This is a genomic window from Chryseobacterium angstadtii (assembly GCF_001045465.1).
Lineage (GTDB): Bacteria > Bacteroidota > Bacteroidia > Flavobacteriales > Weeksellaceae > Chryseobacterium > Chryseobacterium angstadtii.
In genome coordinates, this window is sequence record NZ_LFND01000006.1 from 218360 (window position 1) to 236864 (window position 18505).

The 18505-nt window shown below is 39.3% G+C and carries 15 protein-coding genes and 1 riboswitch; of the genes, 7 read left to right on the forward strand and 8 right to left on the reverse strand.

Features of this window, described 5'->3' with window-relative positions; all coding sequences use genetic code 11:
• Positions 1 to 14: 14 nt before the first annotated feature.
• The 5 genes from ACM46_RS17605 to folP form a co-directional block, all read right to left on the reverse strand.
• Positions 15 to 296 carry an ACT domain-containing protein gene (locus tag ACM46_RS17605; RefSeq protein WP_053082724.1) on the reverse strand — a complete coding sequence of 94 codons (282 nt, stop codon included), beginning with the start codon at positions 294 to 296 and terminating at the stop codon, positions 15 to 17.
• 17 nt (positions 297 to 313) lie between these two features.
• Complete coding sequence (ilvB, locus tag ACM46_RS17610; protein WP_048508005.1) at positions 314 to 2041, reverse strand: biosynthetic-type acetolactate synthase large subunit; 1728 nt, start codon at positions 2039 to 2041, stop codon at positions 314 to 316.
• An 11-nt stretch (positions 2042 to 2052) separates the two neighbouring features.
• Positions 2053 to 3732, reverse strand: coding sequence for a dihydroxy-acid dehydratase (gene ilvD, locus ACM46_RS17615; RefSeq protein ID WP_173426496.1), 1680 nt, complete (start codon positions 3730 to 3732; stop codon positions 2053 to 2055).
• A 214-nt stretch (positions 3733 to 3946) separates the two neighbouring features.
• Entirely contained in the window at positions 3947 to 4819 is an 873-nt protein-coding gene (ilvE, locus tag ACM46_RS17620) for a branched-chain-amino-acid transaminase (RefSeq protein ID WP_048508007.1), read from the reverse strand.
• Between the two features lie 350 nt (positions 4820 to 5169).
• Complete coding sequence (gene folP, locus ACM46_RS17625) at positions 5170 to 5940, reverse strand: dihydropteroate synthase (protein WP_048508008.1); 771 nt, start codon at positions 5938 to 5940, stop codon at positions 5170 to 5172.
• 635 nt (positions 5941 to 6575) lie between these two features.
• On the opposite strand from folP, the gene ACM46_RS17635 reads away from it, so the two are divergent.
• The 5 genes from ACM46_RS17635 (at position 6576) to tpiA (ending at position 11979) form a co-directional block, all read left to right on the forward strand.
• Complete coding sequence (locus tag ACM46_RS17635; RefSeq protein WP_048508010.1) at positions 6576 to 7139, forward strand: DUF1599 domain-containing protein; 564 nt, start codon at positions 6576 to 6578, stop codon at positions 7137 to 7139.
• Positions 7140 to 7145: 6 nt separating this feature from the next.
• Complete coding sequence (locus ACM46_RS17640) at positions 7146 to 8258, forward strand: BT_3928 family protein (protein WP_048508011.1); 1113 nt, start codon at positions 7146 to 7148, stop codon at positions 8256 to 8258.
• A 239-nt stretch (positions 8259 to 8497) separates the two neighbouring features.
• A complete protein-coding gene (locus tag ACM46_RS17645) occupies positions 8498 to 8848 on the forward strand; it encodes a tellurite resistance TerB family protein (RefSeq protein WP_048508012.1) in 351 nt (116 codons plus the stop codon).
• Positions 8849 to 8875: 27 nt separating this feature from the next.
• Positions 8876 to 11002 carry a S9 family peptidase gene (locus ACM46_RS17650; protein WP_048508013.1) on the forward strand — a complete coding sequence of 709 codons (2127 nt, stop codon included), beginning with the start codon at positions 8876 to 8878 and terminating at the stop codon, positions 11000 to 11002.
• Between the two features lie 215 nt (positions 11003 to 11217).
• A complete protein-coding gene (tpiA, locus tag ACM46_RS17655; protein ID WP_048508014.1) occupies positions 11218 to 11979 on the forward strand; it encodes a triose-phosphate isomerase in 762 nt (253 codons plus the stop codon).
• A gap of 130 nt (positions 11980 to 12109) precedes the next feature.
• Here the strand turns inward: tpiA and ACM46_RS17660 are convergent, their stop codons facing one another.
• Positions 12110 to 13372 carry an esterase-like activity of phytase family protein gene (locus ACM46_RS17660; protein ID WP_048508015.1) on the reverse strand — a complete coding sequence of 421 codons (1263 nt, stop codon included), beginning with the start codon at positions 13370 to 13372 and terminating at the stop codon, positions 12110 to 12112.
• 247 nt (positions 13373 to 13619) lie between these two features.
• Positions 13620 to 13811: riboswitch (cobalamin riboswitch) on the forward strand.
• Between the two features lie 81 nt (positions 13812 to 13892).
• On the opposite strand from ACM46_RS17660, the gene ACM46_RS17665 reads away from it, so the two are divergent.
• Positions 13893 to 15017 carry a T9SS type A sorting domain-containing protein gene (locus ACM46_RS17665; RefSeq protein ID WP_048508016.1) on the forward strand — a complete coding sequence of 375 codons (1125 nt, stop codon included), beginning with the start codon at positions 13893 to 13895 and terminating at the stop codon, positions 15015 to 15017.
• A 98-nt stretch (positions 15018 to 15115) separates the two neighbouring features.
• Here ACM46_RS17665 and clpP read toward each other — a convergent pair whose 3' ends face one another.
• Positions 15116 to 15802, reverse strand: coding sequence for an ATP-dependent Clp endopeptidase proteolytic subunit ClpP (gene clpP, locus ACM46_RS17670; protein ID WP_048508017.1), 687 nt, complete (start codon positions 15800 to 15802; stop codon positions 15116 to 15118).
• A gap of 104 nt (positions 15803 to 15906) precedes the next feature.
• A complete protein-coding gene (gene dnaG, locus ACM46_RS17675; protein ID WP_048508018.1) occupies positions 15907 to 17889 on the reverse strand; it encodes a DNA primase in 1983 nt (660 codons plus the stop codon).
• A gap of 208 nt (positions 17890 to 18097) precedes the next feature.
• Between dnaG and tsaE the strand changes: the two genes are divergently transcribed.
• A complete protein-coding gene (gene tsaE / locus ACM46_RS17680) occupies positions 18098 to 18499 on the forward strand; it encodes a tRNA (adenosine(37)-N6)-threonylcarbamoyltransferase complex ATPase subunit type 1 TsaE (RefSeq protein WP_048508019.1) in 402 nt (133 codons plus the stop codon).
• Positions 18500 to 18505 lie beyond the last annotated feature (6 nt).

Consider the following 18505-nt stretch of genomic DNA (forward strand, 5'->3'; position numbering starts at 1 on the left):
AATTATATTCTTGATCAGCTGGCACGTTCTACCGCTGTCAGATAAGGGTTTTTATGATAGTGAACTTCCAGAACGTCCACCTGTTTCTCCATTTGCCGGGTAATCTTCTGTACAGACTCTTCCGTTTCCCGGATAACGATTACAAACTTTTTTACTTTCTCCATTTCGGAAGGACCTGCACTGAAGTTCACAATAGAGATTCTTCTTCTCGAAAAAATAGCATTGATCCTGCCGATAAGACCTAAAAAGTCTTCTGTATAAGCAGTAATGGTGTATTCTTTATTTTCTGATTTCATCTTGTTTTATTTATATTTTAAGCTTTATTATGGGTAAGTACGATCTCTGAAACGCTTTTCCCCTGTGGAATCATTGGAAAAACATTATGCTCTTTTCCGGTCATTACTTCCAGCAGAAAGGCTCCTTTATGGTGAAGCATTTCACGAAGACCACCTTCTAATTCCTCTCTTTGGTTAATTCTTTTTCCCGGAACAGCATAACCTTTGGCAACCTGTACAAAATCCGGACTCTGAATATCTACCGATGAATATCTCTCTTCATGAAACAGCTCCTGCCACTGTCTTACCATTCCCAGATAGCAGTTATTGAGGATCAGGATTTTTATATCGGGCTGATACTGCATCAGGGTTCCCAATTCCTGGATATTCATCTGGGCTCCTCCATCTCCCATCACTGCAATCACCGGAAGACCGGTTCCTCCATAAGCCGCTCCTATCGCTGCGGGAAGGCAGAATCCCATGGTTCCCAAACCTCCGCTGGTGATATTCGTTCTTGGAAACTTGAAGTCGGAATATCTGCAGGTAGCCATCTGATGCTGTCCCACATCGGTTACAATTACCGCTTCACCCTTAGTCATTTCGTTCAGATGGCGGATCACTTCACCCATAGTAATCTCTCCTTCTGAAGGATACAGCTCCTTGCTGATCAGATTAATATGTTCAATTTCATGACAGTCCTGAAACCGCTGGTACCATCCCGGATATTGTTTTGGCTTAATCATGGCAGTAAGAATGGGCAGGGTTTGTTTACAGTTTCCAAGAACCGGAACATCTACTTTTACATTTTTATTGATTTCAGCTTTGTCTATATCCAGGTGAATAATTTTGGCTTGCTTGGCGTATTGATCAAGTTTTCCGGTTACACGGTCATCAAAGCGCATTCCTATGGCGACCAAAACATCACATTCATTAGTTAGAATATTCGGACCGTAATTTCCGTGCATTCCTACCATTCCTACTGCCTGCGGATGATCTGTGGGAACAGCCCCCATTCCCAATACGGTCCAGGCTATGGGAATTCCGGATTTTTCAGCGAACTGCAGAAATTCCTGCTCTGCCTTTCCCAGCAATATTCCCTGACCGGCAATGATGAACGGCCGTTCTGCATTATTGATCAGAGCAGATGCTTTTTCAATGTTTTCAAGATTAGGAAAAGGATCTGGTCTGTAGCTTCGTAAAGAATCACAGGGAGTATATCCCGGGTCAAAAACCTTTTGCAGCTGGGCATTTTTGGTTACATCAATCAATACAGGGCCTGGGCGGCCGGATTTCGCAATATAAAATGCTTTTGCCAGTACTTCGGAAAGCTCGTTTGCATCGGTCACCTGATAATTCCATTTGGTAACAGGACTTGTCACGTTCATCACATCTATTTCCTGAAAAGCATCAGTTCCCAGAAGATGTTCAAACACCTGTCCTGTGATGCATACAATGGGTGTATTATCCAGCAGTGCATCGGCTAATCCTGTCACCAGATTGGTTGCTCCGGGTCCGCTGGTTGCCAATACGACTCCCACTTCTCCTGATACTCTGGCCAGTCCCTGTGCAGCATGAACAGCTCCCTGCTCGTGGCGCACCAGAATATGTTCCAATTGATCTTTATAATCGTAAAGAGCATCATAGATCGGAATAATAGCTCCTCCCGGATATCCGAAAATGGTTTTTATCCCTTCCTGAATAAATGCTTCCAGGATGATCCGGCTTCCGCTGGTTTCTGTTTGTGTGGATATATTTAAGTTCTTCATTGTATTTTGTATTAAGCAAGTTCGTCAGTTACACAGCCTTCTGCCGCTGATGATACGGTGCATGCATATTTGTACAGCAATCCTTTTTTCACTTTAAGTTCAGGTTTTTGCCATCCTCTTTTTCTCTGTTCAATTTCCTGTTCGGAAACTTTCAGCTGTATGGTGTTGTTGACTGCATCTATTTCAATCAGGTCATTATCTTCCACGAAAGCAATTAAGCCTCCTTCATGCGCTTCGGGGGTAATGTGTCCCACCACAAAACCATGGGTTCCTCCGCTGAATCTTCCGTCGGTAATTAAAGCAACACTTCCTCCCAGACCGGCTCCGATCAGGGCGCTGGTAGGTTTTAACATTTCAGGCATGCCCGGAGCTCCTTTTGGTCCTTCATTCCGGATCACAATCACGTCTCCATACTGAACCCTTCCGTTTTCAATTCCTTTGATCAGGTCTTTTTCACCATCGAAAACTCTCGCCTTTCCTGAAAATTTTTCTCCTTCTTTTCCTGTGATTTTGGCGACACTTCCTTTTTCAGCAAGGTTTCCGTAAAGGATTCTCAAATGCCCCGTTTCTTTGATTGGATTTGATAAGGGTCTGATGATCTTTTGCTTCGTAAAATCAAGGCTTGGAACATTCTCCAGATTTTCAGCAATGGTTTTTCCGGTAACGGTTAAACAGTCGCCATGAAGCAACCCTTCTTCCAACAAGTATTTCATAACAGAAGGGGTTCCTCCATGATCATGAAGATCCTGCATCAGGTATTTTCCACTGGGCTTAAGATCTGCCAGTACCGGAGTACAGTCGCTCATTTTCTGGAAATCATCCTGAGTAACGGAAATTCCTACACTTTTTGCCATTGCGATAAAATGCAGAACGGCATTTGTACTTCCTCCAAGAATGACAATCAGACGAAGTGCATTTTCAAAAGCCTTACGGGTCATAATATCTGAAGGCTTGATATCTTTCTCGAGCAATATTTTTATGTATTTTCCAGCTTCAAGGCATTCATTCTGTTTTTCCTTGCTCAATGCAGGGTTGGATGATGAATAAGGAAGGCTCATTCCCAGTGCTTCTATCGCGGAAGACATGGTGTTTGCCGTGTACATTCCACCACAGGCCCCGGCTCCCGGACAGGAATTTTTAATAACGCCTTCAAAATCTTTTTCTGAGATCTCTCCTGCAATTTTTTTCCCTAAAGCTTCAAAAGCAGAAACAATATTAAGCGGCTCTCCTTTGTAACATCCCGGAGCGATGGTTCCTCCGTAGACCATAATAGACGGCCTGTTCAACCTTCCCATAGCGATGATGGTTCCCGGCATATTTTTGTCACAACCCGGCAAGGCAATGATTCCGTCATAATACTGTGCACCACAAATAGCTTCAATACTGTCTGCAATCACATCACGGCTCACCAGTGAATAGCGCATTCCATCCGTACCATTACTCATCCCGTCGCTTACTCCTATCGTATTGAAAATCAACCCTGCAAGGCCGTGGTTCCAGGTTCCTTCTTTGACCACTTTTGCAAGATCATTGAGGTGCATGTTGCACGTATTCCCATCGTAGCCCATACTGGCGATCCCGATCTGGGCTTTGTGCATATCTTCTTCTGTAAAGCCTATCCCGTAAAGCATTGCTTTTGCAGCGGGCTGTTCACTGTTTTGTGTGAATGTTTTTGAATATTTATTTAGCATATTATCCTGCATTTTCTGTTCTTATCATGTTCCAGCGTGGTATCATATATTTCAATTTTTCCGGAATTCATTAGTGAAGCTTTTTACTTAATTTCGGGTCAAAACTACAGCTTGTAATATTTTTTTTATTTTGTGTTTTGTGAAAACTACAATACTCAATCGTTTGAAAATAAGATTTATTTATTTGAAAATCAATTACTTATATTTAAAAAATTTACAATGACAAAACTCTTACCAGTTTCTGATAGGCCTGCTGTACTTTTCCACTTGCTGTATCTTCCCAGTCTTTGGTGAAAGGAACATCGTCCAAAGAATCCAGCGCTACAATTTCAGCGGCAGTACCACAAAAAAATGCGGCATCGGCTCCTCTCATTTCTTCAGGTTTAAAGAAGGTTTCTTTAACGGGAATATGAAGTTCACTGCATATTTCAAAAACGGTCTGTCTTGTAATTCCAGGGAGTATGCTTCCTTTTGCAGGTGTAAATAATGTTCCTTCTTTTTCATAGAATATATTGGCTCCTGAACTTTCGGCTACATTTCCATATTCATCAAGTAAAAGGGCTTCATCATAGCCTTTGTCTTTGGCTTCCTGACATGCCAGAATAGAATTGACGTAATGTCCGCCTACTTTAGCTTCTATCTTAAAAGCTTTGGGATTGGGGCGCTGAAAACCTGAAGTCATGATTTTCATTTTGTCTGCGAGATAGCCGTTGCTCCATTCCCAGGCCAGCAGAGACAGATAGGATTCTTTCCCTTTTGAAAGTGACATATTGGGAGAACAGGTCACCAGAGGGCGTATATAAGCATCACTGAAGCCGTTTCGTTCTAAAAGTTCATAGGTAAGATCCGTAAGCTGGCTGACTGAATAATCAAACGGGATATGCATTAATTCTGCTGATTTTTTCAGTCTTTCATAATGTTCTTCTGCCTTAAAGATTTTGGTTCCGTAATCGGTACTGTAAGATTTAATACCTTCAAAAACGGAATAACCATAATGAAGAGACTGCCCATAGAGGTCTGCTCCTGCTTCTTCTGCCTTGAGAAAGTTTCCGTCGAAATACACGATAGTTTTGCTGTTGTAATACATGATATTGTGGTTTAAAAATTAACAAATGGGAATAAAAAAAGCCCTCTCACGCTGTGAGAGGGCTCAAATATGTACAGTCATATTCTTTCCTTCTCACACACGCAAGGGAATAATAATGACGATAATAATAACTGCTAATAACTGATACATAATTTCTGCAATAAAAAAAGCCGTTTCAATAGATGAAACGGCTTATATAATTTAAATTAAAATATTTTACAATGCCGCTTCCTTACTGCTGTTAATGACAACAATAATATTAGAAATGACAATAATATTTTTCTGATTCGTAAAATTCATACTGCAAATGTATTAATTTTTTAATACTGCGCAAGTTTTTTTAACACTTTTTATTTTTTTCGTAAAAATTCTCTGAGGGTTACAGCTGTTTCAGCTACATCGTGTACTCTTAAAATTATGGCTCCCTGTTCCAGAACCTGCCTGTGAAGTTTTTGTGTTTCTTCATTGATTTCCAAAGGAGATTTCCCCAGTGGTTTATAGATAAATGATTTTCTGGAAATCCCTATGAGCATTGGAAATTTTCCAAACCCGAGATACTCTGTTTCACTTATCATTTTCATCTGATCCTCTACCGTTTTTCCGAAACCAAAACCCGGATCGAGGATAATATCTTTTACTCCTTTTTCGAGAAGTTCACCGGTTTTTTTCGAAAAATATCGGTTGACTTCAAGGGTAATATCTTCAAATTTTATTTTGTCGTGCATGGTTTCATAGGTCGGATTTACGTGCATCAGGATATAAGGAAGCCCTGTTTTAGCGGCTGTATCAAACATTTTATCATCAAATTGGCCACCGGATATATCGTTAATCATATCAATCCCTTCATTAAACCCAAATTGTACTGTCTCTGCATAGAAAGTATCCAGTGAAATCAATGCTTCCGGAAATTCTTTTTTGATTCGAGAAATCATACTTCCGATTCTCTCTATTTCTTCTTTACTGCTTAAAAAATCAGCATTCGGACGAGTGGATTGCGGACCGATATCAATAATCTCGGCTCCTTCTTTCAACAATTTTTCTGCATGTTTCAGAGCTGACTGCCCGTTATTAAATTTCCCACCATCGGAAAAGGAATCTGGTGTAAGATTGAGGATGCCCATGATTTTTGGGTGATTGAGCTGTACGAGTCTTCCGTTGCAATTGATGGAATGAGGTACGAGGTGCGGGGTGCGAGATGCGAGGTGCGGGTTTGGGGTTTCGGGGTCTGAGGACATGTTTTGTTGATAATTGATGATTGATGATTGATGATTGATGATACTCTGCAAAATTAAGACTTATTGGGGAATGTGGGAATTGATGTTTTTTGTTTGTTGCGGGGTGCGAGGTACGGGTTTAGGAAATATGTGAAATGTATTTGTTTATTTTGATTTAAAGAAATTAGAATCAATGCTTTGATTTCTTTGCGTTTAATTATCGCAAAGCTAGACAAAGTTTTTTTATCTTTTGGAATGTTTTTAATGGTAAACAAAGCCACTTCGTTTATTAAAGTAACACAAAAAACTATCAATTATAAACTAGCCAAGACAGATATTATGATTGAAAAAGCAGCATTTTTACAAACCTCCCATAAGAAACCCGCAACCTGCTCTAACACCTTCGAACTCTAAAACCCTCCCACTCTCAAACCCTCTCACCCCGAAACCCGCACCCCGCACCCCAAAACTCTGACAAAAATCAATTTCCGATTCCTGCTACCTAAAACCTTATTCGTATATTTGGGAGATTAAGAGAATTTATGTCAAAAACATCAGTACAGTTCGGGAAAGTTATCAGTCAGTGTCGTGATCTATTCAGCAAAAAATTACAGGATTACGGGGCAGCATGGAGGGTTTTAAGACCCAGTTCCATTACGGATCAGATTTATATCAAAGTCAATAGAATCCGTACGCTACAGATGACCGATAAAAAAATGGTGGATGAAAGCGAAGAGGATGAATTCATCGCTATTGTGAACTACTCTATCATCGGGCTTATTCAGCTTGAAAAAGGACTTTCCAATGATTTTAATGAAGATAAGGATGAAGTTTTACGTCTTTACGATCAATATGCTCATGAAGCTCAGGCTTTAATGGAAAGAAAGAATCATGATTACGGTGAGGCATGGAGAGATATGAGAATTTCTTCTATCACCGACCTTATTTATCAGAAAGTACTGAGAACAAAACAGATTGAAGACAATCAGGGTAAAACCATCGTTTCTGAAGGGCTGGATGCCAATTATTTCGATATGCTGAACTATGCCGTGTTCTGCCTGATCAAGTTCTCTGAAAAAGAAAATATTTCCGAACCCCAAAAATAATTTAATATGATCAAAGGTTTATTACGCTTTATTATTGCTGTTATATTTATTCTTTCCGGCTTTGTAAAGGCTGTGGATCTGGTAGGATTTTCTTTCAAAATGGAAGAATATTTTGCCCCTTCGGTATTCAACATGCCATTCCTGGAAAAATTTGCGCTTCTTTTCTCAATTATTGTGGTTGTCCTGGAGCTTTTCTTAGGATTTATGCTGCTTTTGAAACTGAAGCTTAAATTCACACTCTCAGCGTTAATTGCCCTTTGTATCTTCTTTGGGTTTCTTACTTTTTATTCTGCCTACTACAATGTGGTAACGGATTGCGGATGTTTCGGAGACGCCATCAAGTTCACTCCGTGGCAGAGTTTCATTAAAGACATTGTACTTCTTATTGGTCTTATCATTGTGTTTATCCTTTACAGAAAGGAATTCCGTAAAAAAGATGCTTACAGCAGCGACAATACGAAAGAGTCTTCCGGCAAGTTCAGATATGCTCTATTAGGCCTTTTTTCTGTGGTTATGATTTACATTATGGCACAGGGAATTATGCACGAACCACTGATTGATTTCCGTGATTATAAAATTGGGGCCAATATTAAAGCAGAAAAGGAAAAAATCAATAAAAATCCTTCTGAATACAAGACTTTTTATTCTCTTAAAAATCAGAAGACAGGTGAAGTTTTAAAGGTCAATCAGGACGATTATATTAAAGAAACAAAATACTGGGAAGAAGGTTCTCCATGGAAAATTGAGGAAGGAAAAAATGAATCTGTTCTTACCAAAGAAGGCTATAAATCGGAGATGGTAAAATTCAAGATTGAAGATCCAACAGGAATAGATCTTACGGATGAAATCATCAACGCACCTAAGGCTGTACTTGTTTTCTCTTATCATCCGAAAGAGGTTTCTGCAGAGCTTATTCAGAAAATTGAAGCTAAAGTGAATGCACAGAAAGGCGCTGTTATCTATGGCGTTTCTACAGATGCCAATACTTTTAAAACCATTAAAAATGCCATGATGGACGGAACCGCTATCAAAACGATTGCAAGAAGTAATCCATTTGTACTGATTATGGAAAAGGGAAAAATTGTAGACAAACAGCCTGCAAAGGACTATTTGAAGTAGGAGAAGTGGTGGATGAGTGAATACTGAATCGTGAATTTTGGATTTTGGATTTTGGATTAAAAAGCAATCAAAAGTAATCGAAATCCGAAACAGAAAGATTGTGAATGCTGAATTTTGAATTGAAAAACCAAATAAAACTATACGAATCACGAACCCGAAACTCTCATCACCAAACCCGAAACCTCGCAACCCGTACCAACCAACAAAATTAAACACTAAACTAAAACATACATCTACACATGCAAAAATCAAATAAATCTATCGCCGGTTATCACCTTTTAATGATTCTTTCCTCTGTAGACGGAGAATTTGCTCCGGAAGAAGGAATGCTGGTTCAGCAATATATGGCAGACGAATTTCCGTTCAGAATGAATCTTGACAATGAACTGGAAACTCTGGCTCTTTTACAGCCTGAGGAATGGAAAGACCATTTTGAATTTCATGCAAGATGTTTCTATGACGATTCTACGGAAGATGAGCGCATAAAATTTGTTCAGTTTGCCAAAACCCTGATTAAAGCAGATAATAAGGTGACGGACGAAGAGCATACATTCTACAAACTTTTGAAGAACCTTTGGAACATCGCATAACTCCACCATCAAAAAACCAAACATATAATGAAAAAGTTCTATCTGGGAATATTAATTATGAGTGCCTCTACAATACAGTCTCAAAAATTTCCTGCTCTTAAAGCTCCTATTGCTGAAAAACAGGAACACATCCGTGAAATTCATGGTGATAAAGTGAATGATCCTTATTACTGGATGATTGATTATTTTAAAAAAGGAAAAGATTCTACCAAAGTCGTAGATTATCTGAAAGCCGAAAACACTTACTGGGAAGGCATGATGAAGGATACGGAGCCTTTCAGAGAGCAACTTTTTCAGGAAATGAAGGCCAGAATCAAGGAGAAAGATGAATCTGTCCCTGTTTTTGAAAACGGATACTATTATTATACCCGTACGGAAGCTGGAAAACAATATTTCAAATACTGCAGAAAGAAAGGAAGCCTTACCGCTCCGGAAGAAATTCTTCTGGATATAGATCAGCTTGCGGAAGGACATGCTTATTATTCTGCAACAGGCTTCAGCATCAGCCCGGATAACAGCAAACTGGTTTACGGAGTGGATGATGTTTCAAGAAGGCAATACACATTATTTCTAAAGGATCTGAAAACCGGGAAGATTACAGATCTGGGCATTAAAAACACAGGAGGTTCTGCGGAATGGGCCAATGATAATGCCACCATTTTTTACACAGAAAACAATCCGGTAACTCTTTTATCCGAAAAAATCAAAAAACATAAGCTGGGAACAGATCCGGGTAAAGATGTTACGGTTTATGAAGAGAAAGACAAAACCAATTATATTTCCGTATACAAATCTAAAAATCATAAATTCATTCTGATTTATTCCGGAGCTACCACTTCTTCGGAAACCAGATATCTGGATGCAGATCAGCCGAACGGAACCTTTAAGGTGTTCCAGCCGAGAATGAAGAACGTTTTGTATACCATCACGCCTTTAGAAGATAAGTTTTTGATCAGAACCAATAAGGATGCTCTTAACTTTAAGATCACAGAAACTCCTCTGGACAAAACAGGCGTTGAAAACTGGAAAGATTTTATTCCGCACAGAAATGATGTCTTAATGCAGGGTGTAAGTGCTTTTAAAAATTATCTGGTTTTCAGTGAAAGGCAGAACGGACTTACCCAGTTGGTTATTTATGACCGAAAAACGGGTAAAAAGGAAGCGCTTACCTTTGACGAACCTGCTTACACTATCTCTTCGATGGAAAATCCGGAATACAATACCGATAATTTCCGTTTCGGGTATACTTCAATGATTACTCCTTCTTCTCAGTTCGAGCAGGATTTGAAGACCGGAAAAAGAATTTTACTGAAACAGCAGGAGGTTTTAGGCGGCTACAATAAGGAAAACTATACGACCGAAAGACTTTTCGCAACCGCAAAAGACGGCACAAAAATTCCAATCTCCATTGTTTACAAAAAAGGATACAAGAAGGATGGAAACAGCCCGTTACTGCTGTATGCTTACGGTTCTTACGGAAATTCTATGGATGCGACTTTCAGTAGCACAAGACTGAGTCTTCTGAACAGAGGATTTGCTTTTGCTATTGCTCACATCCGCGGTGGTCAGGAAATGGGAAGACAGTGGTATGAAGACGGAAAAATGATGAAAAAGAAGAATACATTTACCGATTTCATCGATGCCGGGGAATATCTGGTTAAAGAAAAGTATACTTCCCCTAAACACCTTTATGCTCAGGGCGGAAGCGCCGGAGGTCTTCTGATGGGCGCTGTCATCAATATGAGCCCGAATTTGTGGAATGGGGTTATTTCACAGGTGCCGTTTGTTGACGTTATCAATACAATGCTTGATGAAAGTATTCCATTAACGACCAATGAATATGATGAATGGGGAAATCCTAACAATAAGGAGGCTTATTTCTACATGAAGTCTTATTCACCTTATGAAAACATTGAAAAGAAAAACTACCCGAATCTTTTGGTAACCACAGGATTACACGACTCTCAGGTACAGTATTTTGAGCCAGCTAAATGGGTATCCAAACTTAGGGATATGAAAACAGACAAAAATGTACTGCTTTTAAAAACAGATATGGCCTACGGACATGGTGGTGCTTCGGGAAGATTTGATTATCTGAAGGATATCTCTCTGGTGTATGCTTTTATGTTTAAACTGGAAGGAATTAATAAATAATTAAATATCACGCAGATTTTGCCAATTTTGCAGATTAACAATGACAGAAAATGATATTTCATACATTGTTTGAAAATGTATTTTTAATGTTTACAATCAATTAGGTCCTGGTTTGCTATCAAAATAAACTTATATCTTAACCGGAGTAAAATGGGTTAAATCATTACAATCTGCGAGAAATAAAAGAATAAATAATAAAATTACATAATTAGACTATGAGAAGAAAAATAGTTGCAGGAAACTGGAAAATGAATAAAAATGTCATTGACGCACAGCAGTTAATGATTCAATTACTGAGCTATAAAAATAACAATACCACCAACTGCGAAGTATGGATTGCGCCACCTTCTTTATATTTAATGATGGCCAAAGATATCTTCGAAAAAGACGAAATTGGGGTATTCTCTCAGGATATGAGCGAACATGAAAGCGGAGCCTACACAGGTGAGATTTCTGCTGACATGCTGGAATCCATTGACGCAACGGGATCTTTAATCGGGCATTCTGAAAGAAGACAATACCACGGTGAAACGGATTCTCACTGCAACAGAAAAATCAAATTGGCGCTTGACAAAGGTCTTATCCCGGTATACTGTAACGGTGAAACCCTTGAACAGAGAAAAGCAGGGCAGCATTTCGAAGTAGTGAAAAACCAAACTGAAGTTGCTCTTTTCACGCTTTCTGCTGAGGAGATTAAAAAAGTAGTGATTGCTTACGAACCGGTTTGGGCTATCGGAACAGGGGAAACTGCCACTCCGGAACAGGCTCAGGAGATTCATGCCCACATCAGAAGCATCATCGCTGCGAAATACGGACAGGAAGTAGCAGACGAAGTGTCTATCCTTTACGGAGGTTCTGTAAAGCCTGATAATGCTAAAGAGATTTTCTCTCAACCGGATATCGACGGTGGACTGATTGGAGGAGCTGCTTTAAAACTGGAAGATTTTTCTAAAATTATTGAGGGATTTAATTCATAAGTTTTGGCTAAAGCCAATTGAATTTATAATTTTCATTAAATGGGCTAAAGCCCATTTCTACTGAATTCAAATCATATACAGTCAAAAACGGCGGCATCTTCGATGCCGCCGTTTTCTTAAAAAAATCTAATTATTGAATATCGACTATATACATAGTTCCTTTATCTACTTTTCCTGTTTTGGGAAGTATTTTTGCTTTTGGATTTCCGTTTCCGTCATCCAGGATTCCAAAATCATCATCATTGAAAACCGCCAGTTTATTGTTTCCTAAATAAACAATTCCTTCAAATTTATCATGTTCATATCCTAATTTTGCCACCAGATCTACGGCTAGCACTTTAGATACGGGCTGTATTCCGGCATTGGTAATTTCATCCCATGTAGACTGTTCTAAAGCTTTATTATTGATCTTCATTCCGTCCACCGCCGTAAGATCGGTTCCGTTTACGTCTGAAGCACCAGCTATACTGATTCTGTATACTTTTTTGGTTCCGCCCTGCGATCCGAAGTTGCCGTCTCTTTCAATCACCAGAAATTCTGTATTGCTGATCGCTGTAATATCACATACCGAGTCTGAAGCCCCTCCATTCTGCCTGTACAGAAACTGCTTGGTTTGCCCTGTTGCAATATCAAAAGTGACAATTCTGGTTAAAGTAGTGTTGGTTGCCAGAGCTTTTGTAGGGACATACATGGTAGACTGTATGGTTCCTACCAATGTTTTTCCATCGGGGGTGATGCACAGACCTTCCATTCCTCTGTTGGCTCTTCTTTTAGCCAGAACAGCAGGTAGTTTTCTAGATCCGGTATTAACGCCTACAGGACTTATTCTTTCCAGTTCTACTCCTTCTGCATTGTAGTGAACAATATGCGGTCCGTATTCGTCAGAAACCCAGAATGTTCCATCCGGAGCAGCCACAATACTTTCACTGTCCAGACCGTAATTATCCGTTCCCAGAACATTTCCTGACGAGTCATAAGCTGTTTCTCCGGTGCTTCCCATTCCTGCAGGGTTTGGAAGTCCGGTGATAGGCTGGCCTGAAGGATTTTTAAGTTTAATATATTTAATCACCTCGATGTTTCCTTCCGCATTAATCTTAAAATGCATGATCGTAGGAGTGAAATTCGGAGCAGGGAATTTTTTTCCGTTAAGGTAATCCGTATTCGGGCCACGGTCGGTAATCACATAAAATTCTCCTTTTCTGGTAGGATGTGCTGCGGCACCGGAACCGAAGCCACCGTTGATGACATCTACCCCATTTACCGTCACTAGTTTTGAGAAAGGGAATTCCTGAGGAAGTTTACTGTAATTAATATCCTGGTTATTTATCTTGTCATCATCTTTACACGATGTGAGAGCTGTGAATACTATAGCCGATAACAGCAGTTTTTTCATATATACCTTTTATGCCGCGAAAGTATAGATTGATTGTAAACTGATTTTAAATTTAATAATAAATATACTTTAACAATAAGACTTTTACATGAATTAATTTTAAACATGGAAATTAATCCGAATATGATGATGCTTCTTTTCAATCTTTAGCAAATCAAAAAATCAGGCTCCTGAAATTGATCCGGTATTTAAACAAAAGAAGAAGATGAGATCATAATTCACAAAACGACATCAAAAATTTATGTAATATATTTGCAGCTGCTAAGGCTGAACATCTGTTCAATAATAGGGAATCAAGTGAGAAGAAATTCAATGCTTGGGCTGTACCCGCAACTGTAAGCTTTATTAAACTCTCTGTACTTTATGCCACTGGACCTACATCCGGGAAGGCGTACTTTGAGAAGCAAGCCAGGAGACCTGCCTTATCTGTATTCGCATCAGGAAGAGAGACATCTGAAAAGGATTTCATCATTTGTCCTGTGAGAAAGTTTCGGGAATAAAACTTTAATTTAATTATATTATGAAAAAGATCTATCTTTTTTTTCTGCTGCTCACTCTGCAGCTATTCTCCGCCCAGTTTACAGAGAATGACATCAAATTCTGGGTAGGAACAGGCTCCAAAAAAGCTTTTTTCATTGCTGATTTTAACGACAGCGATAATCCTACCTCGTATGCCTGGGGTTTTCGTTACGATGCGAATAATCTCACGATGGAAGACCTCATCAATGCCATTGATGCAGCGGAACCAAAAATGGAAGCAGAAGTCCCTTCAGGATTTCTTTACAGCCTGAATTACAATCATCATATTCCCAGTCTGGATGATTACTGGTCTACATGGTCGGGAACTGCAGCTGAAAATATGGCTTTGAATAATGGGGTGAACAATGACCCATTGGTGGACGGAAAATGGTACGGAATTTCTTTCGGTTATGGATTCGGGCCCAATACACCTCCTCTTTCTCATCCTTCTGCTCCTGTAGCTGCTTACAACTCTGCCTGGTACAGTCCTTCGCAAATCACTCAATGGATAGGATCCGGAAGCAATACAAGCCTTGTTGTCATTGATTTTGGAACCAACAATTCAAATGGTGAGGCTCATTCTTTTGTTTTCGGGATTAAATATAATGGAAATCTCACTGCAGAACAGGCTCTTCAGCTGATTCATGCTCAGGCTCCTTATTTTAATTTTACATCACTGAACAATCAAATCAGTACGCTGTCTTTAAATAATTTTACAGGAAATGCTTCCGGGGCCGGTACATGGAAACTTTTTAAAGGAAAAGATCTTTCAAGCTGGAGAGGACAATCCGATCTTTCTCAGGTTCAATTGAGCAATAACGACTGGCTGGGGCTTAGTTTCGGACAAAGAATGCCTTTCACGCCAAGAGAAGCATCCAGCTCAACTTTGGCTGTTTCGGATATCGGTAAAAAACATTTCGGTATTTATCCAAATCCGGCAAGTGATTTTATCCGGATAGATACTGGGGAAGATATTAAAGAAGTGAATATTTATATGGTTTCAGGGCAGAAAGTACTGACCGGAAATACAGCAAAGATTGATATTCACACATTGAAAGCAGGCGTTTATTTCGTGGAAATTAAAACCTCTCAGAATACGGTGGTTCATAAGATGATTAAGAAGTAATAAAGTAGGTAAAACCCGTTATTATTTTTTGGTTAAAAAATCTAAAGCAATAAAAAACGCACCGAAGCCGGTGCGTTTTCTATATTCCATAAAAGGAATTATTTTTTCTCTGTATTTCTCTGCAGAACTTCGTCTACCATTCCGTAGCCTTTTGCTTCTTCAGAAGTCATCCAGTAGTCTCTGTCTGAAGACTTTTCAACCCATTCGTAAGTTTGTCCTGAGTGATGACCGATAATTTCATACAGCTCCTGCTTTAATTTCAGCATTTCTCTAAGGTTGATCTCCATATCTGAAGCTACACCCTGAGCACCTCCTGACGGCTGGTGAATCATTACTCTTGAATGTTTCAGTGCTGAACGTTTTCCTTTTTCTCCTGCTACAAGCAATACGGCACCCATTGAAGCTGCCATACCAGTACAGATGGTTGCTACGTCCGGCTTGATGATCTGCATCGTGTCATAGATTCCTAAACCTGCATATACACTTCCTCCAGGGGAATTGATGTAGATCTGGATATCTTTTGACGGATCTGCACTTTCTAAGAATAAAAGCTGTGCCGTTACGATATTGGCTACCTGATCGTCAATTCCGGTTCCTAAGAAGATGATTCTGTCCATCATCAGACGTGAAAATACGTCCATTTGTGCAACGTTTAATCTTCTTTCTTCCATGATATACGGCGTAAGATTTGTCGGGCCGTACATTCCCATATACTGATCGGTAACCAGACCGTTATTTCCTAAATGTTTTACAGAGAAATCTCTGAAGTCTTTTTTAATGTCCATATTTCTATTATGTATTATTAACTATTTCGAAGTTTAAATTACAACTTTTATTCCTAAAATTTTATAGGACTTTTTGTCACAGATTATCCGCCTGCTCTTTATCCTTACCTTTTTCTGTCTACATAGATTCCTTTGATGGGAGAATATTCTATAATTTCGCTCAGCCTCATGGAAGCCTGCTTCAACAGGGTGATTTTTTTTATCAGCTCGTAGTATTTTACTTCATCTGTTCCGTTGTACTGATCCAGCTGCTTGGCTGTTTCTTTGATCAGATAATCAATATACCTGTATTTATGCAGCAGGACATCGCCCTGTACCTGTTCTGCAATTTTGTCTCCATAATTGGGCGGATAAATATTTCTGGAGCCCCAGTTTTCCAATTCATCCAAAGGCATGAGTGCATCTACTACTTTGGAAGTAATTTCTTCATCCATGAGAGATACAAAAAAGGTTCCGCTTCTCAGCTCATCATTCTGAATTCCTTCTTTTACCTGATTGATGATAATTTCATTCCCTTTTACTAAGAAAATGTACTGCTCTTCTTCAAAATGCAGCAGAATTTCTTCAATCACCGTAATCTGATATTCCTCGTTTTTTTCATTGGTCCTTTTCAGAACAATATCCCCAAACATCAGCATATGGTCTACAAGTTTGCTTTCCATAAACAAAACATCGTACAGATAAGGATCTTCCTTTTCCTCGTCCAGCGGCACCACTTCCAGTTTCGGCAGCGCTTTTTCCTTTTGCTGCTGATTATGCTGATGCTGGTTTTGAGTGATTTGTTTCTGAACATCAAGCTCATTAAAAAGACTCTGTTCCGAAAGTCCGAATTTATTGGAAACCTGCTTCAGATACACTTCACGTTTTAAAGCATTCTGAACAAAACCTACCGATTTTACGATATCTCTGATGGCTTCAGCCTTTTTAATCGGATCGTTTCCGACTTCCTTTAGAAGAATTTCAGCTTTAAAATCAATGAAATCCATCGCTTCATTTTCGATGAATTTTTCGACATACTCCTGCGAATGTTTTCTTGAAAAAGAATCCGGGTCATCACCATCCGGGAAAAGCAGGACACGGATGTTCATGCCTTCGGTCAGAAGCATGTCTATACTTCTGAAACTGGCTTTAATTCCGGCATTGTCCCCGTCAAAGAGAATGGTTACATTTTCCGTAAGCCTTTTGATCAGCTTGATTTGTTCCGTTGTCAGGGAAGTTCCCGAGCTTGCCACTACATTTTCTATTCCGGACATATGAAGGGCAATCACGTCCATATACCCTTCTACAAGAAGACAGATGTTTTTTCTGGAAATCGCCTGCTTGCTTTGATTTAAACCGTAAAGAACATTGGATTTGTGATAAATTTCCGTCTCCGGCGAGTTGAGATATTTAGCGGTCTTGACATTATTTTTAAGAATTCTGGCTCCAAAACCGAGAACCCTACCCGAAAAACTGTGAATCGGGAAAATAACCCTTTCACGGAAACGGTCGATTCCCGAGGGTGTATTTTCAGGAAATATAGAAAGTCCGGATTTCTCAAGAATTTCTTTTGTATATCCTTTTTCTTCGGCATACACCGTAAAGGCATTTTTTTTCTCCGGTGAATACCCCAGCTGGAATTTTCTGATGATATCATCTTTCAGCTCACGTTCTCTGAAATAGGCCAAACCAATGCTTTTTCCTTCTTCCGAATCCCAAAGAATATCCTGATAATAAGAATTGGCAACCTCATGAATTTTATACAGCTGATCTTTTTCCGTCTGGGCATTTTTGGCTTCTTCAGAAAATTCACGCTGATCTTCTTCAATTTCAATTCCGTATTTCTTGGCCGCATGACGAAGGGCTTCAGGATAGGTAAAATTCTCGATCTCCATCAGGAAAGAAATGGCTGTTCCTCCTTTTCCTGTTGAGAAATCTTTCCAGATCTGCTTACTTGGCGAAACCACAAAACTCGGAGACTTTTCTTCATGGAAAGGACTGAGCCCCTTGAAGTTAGACCCCGCTCTTTTCAACTGAACGTACTCTCCTACTATTTCTTCTACCCGTATCGTTGAGAAAATTTTATCTATGGTCTGTTTGGAAATCATAGTGTAAAATTAAATATTTAGTTTGAAGAAAAAAATTTACTCCCAAAATTACCCATCAACTCCTGAAACGTTCCGGAATCTATCCTCATCTGCCAGTAGTCTTTGTATTATTGAACGATGAACCGTCTGGAAGTATCTCTCAGCCGGTTTTTGACTGAACTGATCAACTATTGATAATATATACATAATTTAGAATTAAATTTGCAGTATGAAAATACAGTCCTTACAAGAATGGCAGGAAATTGTCGACAAGATCATTCCTGACTTAAAGCATAATATCCTTCTTTTAAAAGGAAATCTGGGTGCAGGAAAAACCACATTCACTCAATTTCTTCTCAAAAATCTGGGAAGTGAGGATGAAGTAAATTCTCCTACCTACTCCATTGTCAACGAATACAATTCTCCAAAAGGCAAGATCTATCATTTCGATCTTTACCGTTTAAAAAATATTGAGGAAGTATACGACATCGGCATTGAAGAATACCTTGACAATGCCTTTCTGTGCATCATAGAATGGCCGGAAGTATACGAAGAAGAACTCTACGGACTCAAGTACCACACAATGAGCATTGTGAATACAGGGGATGAAAGAGAAATCTCATTCGAGTAAATATTA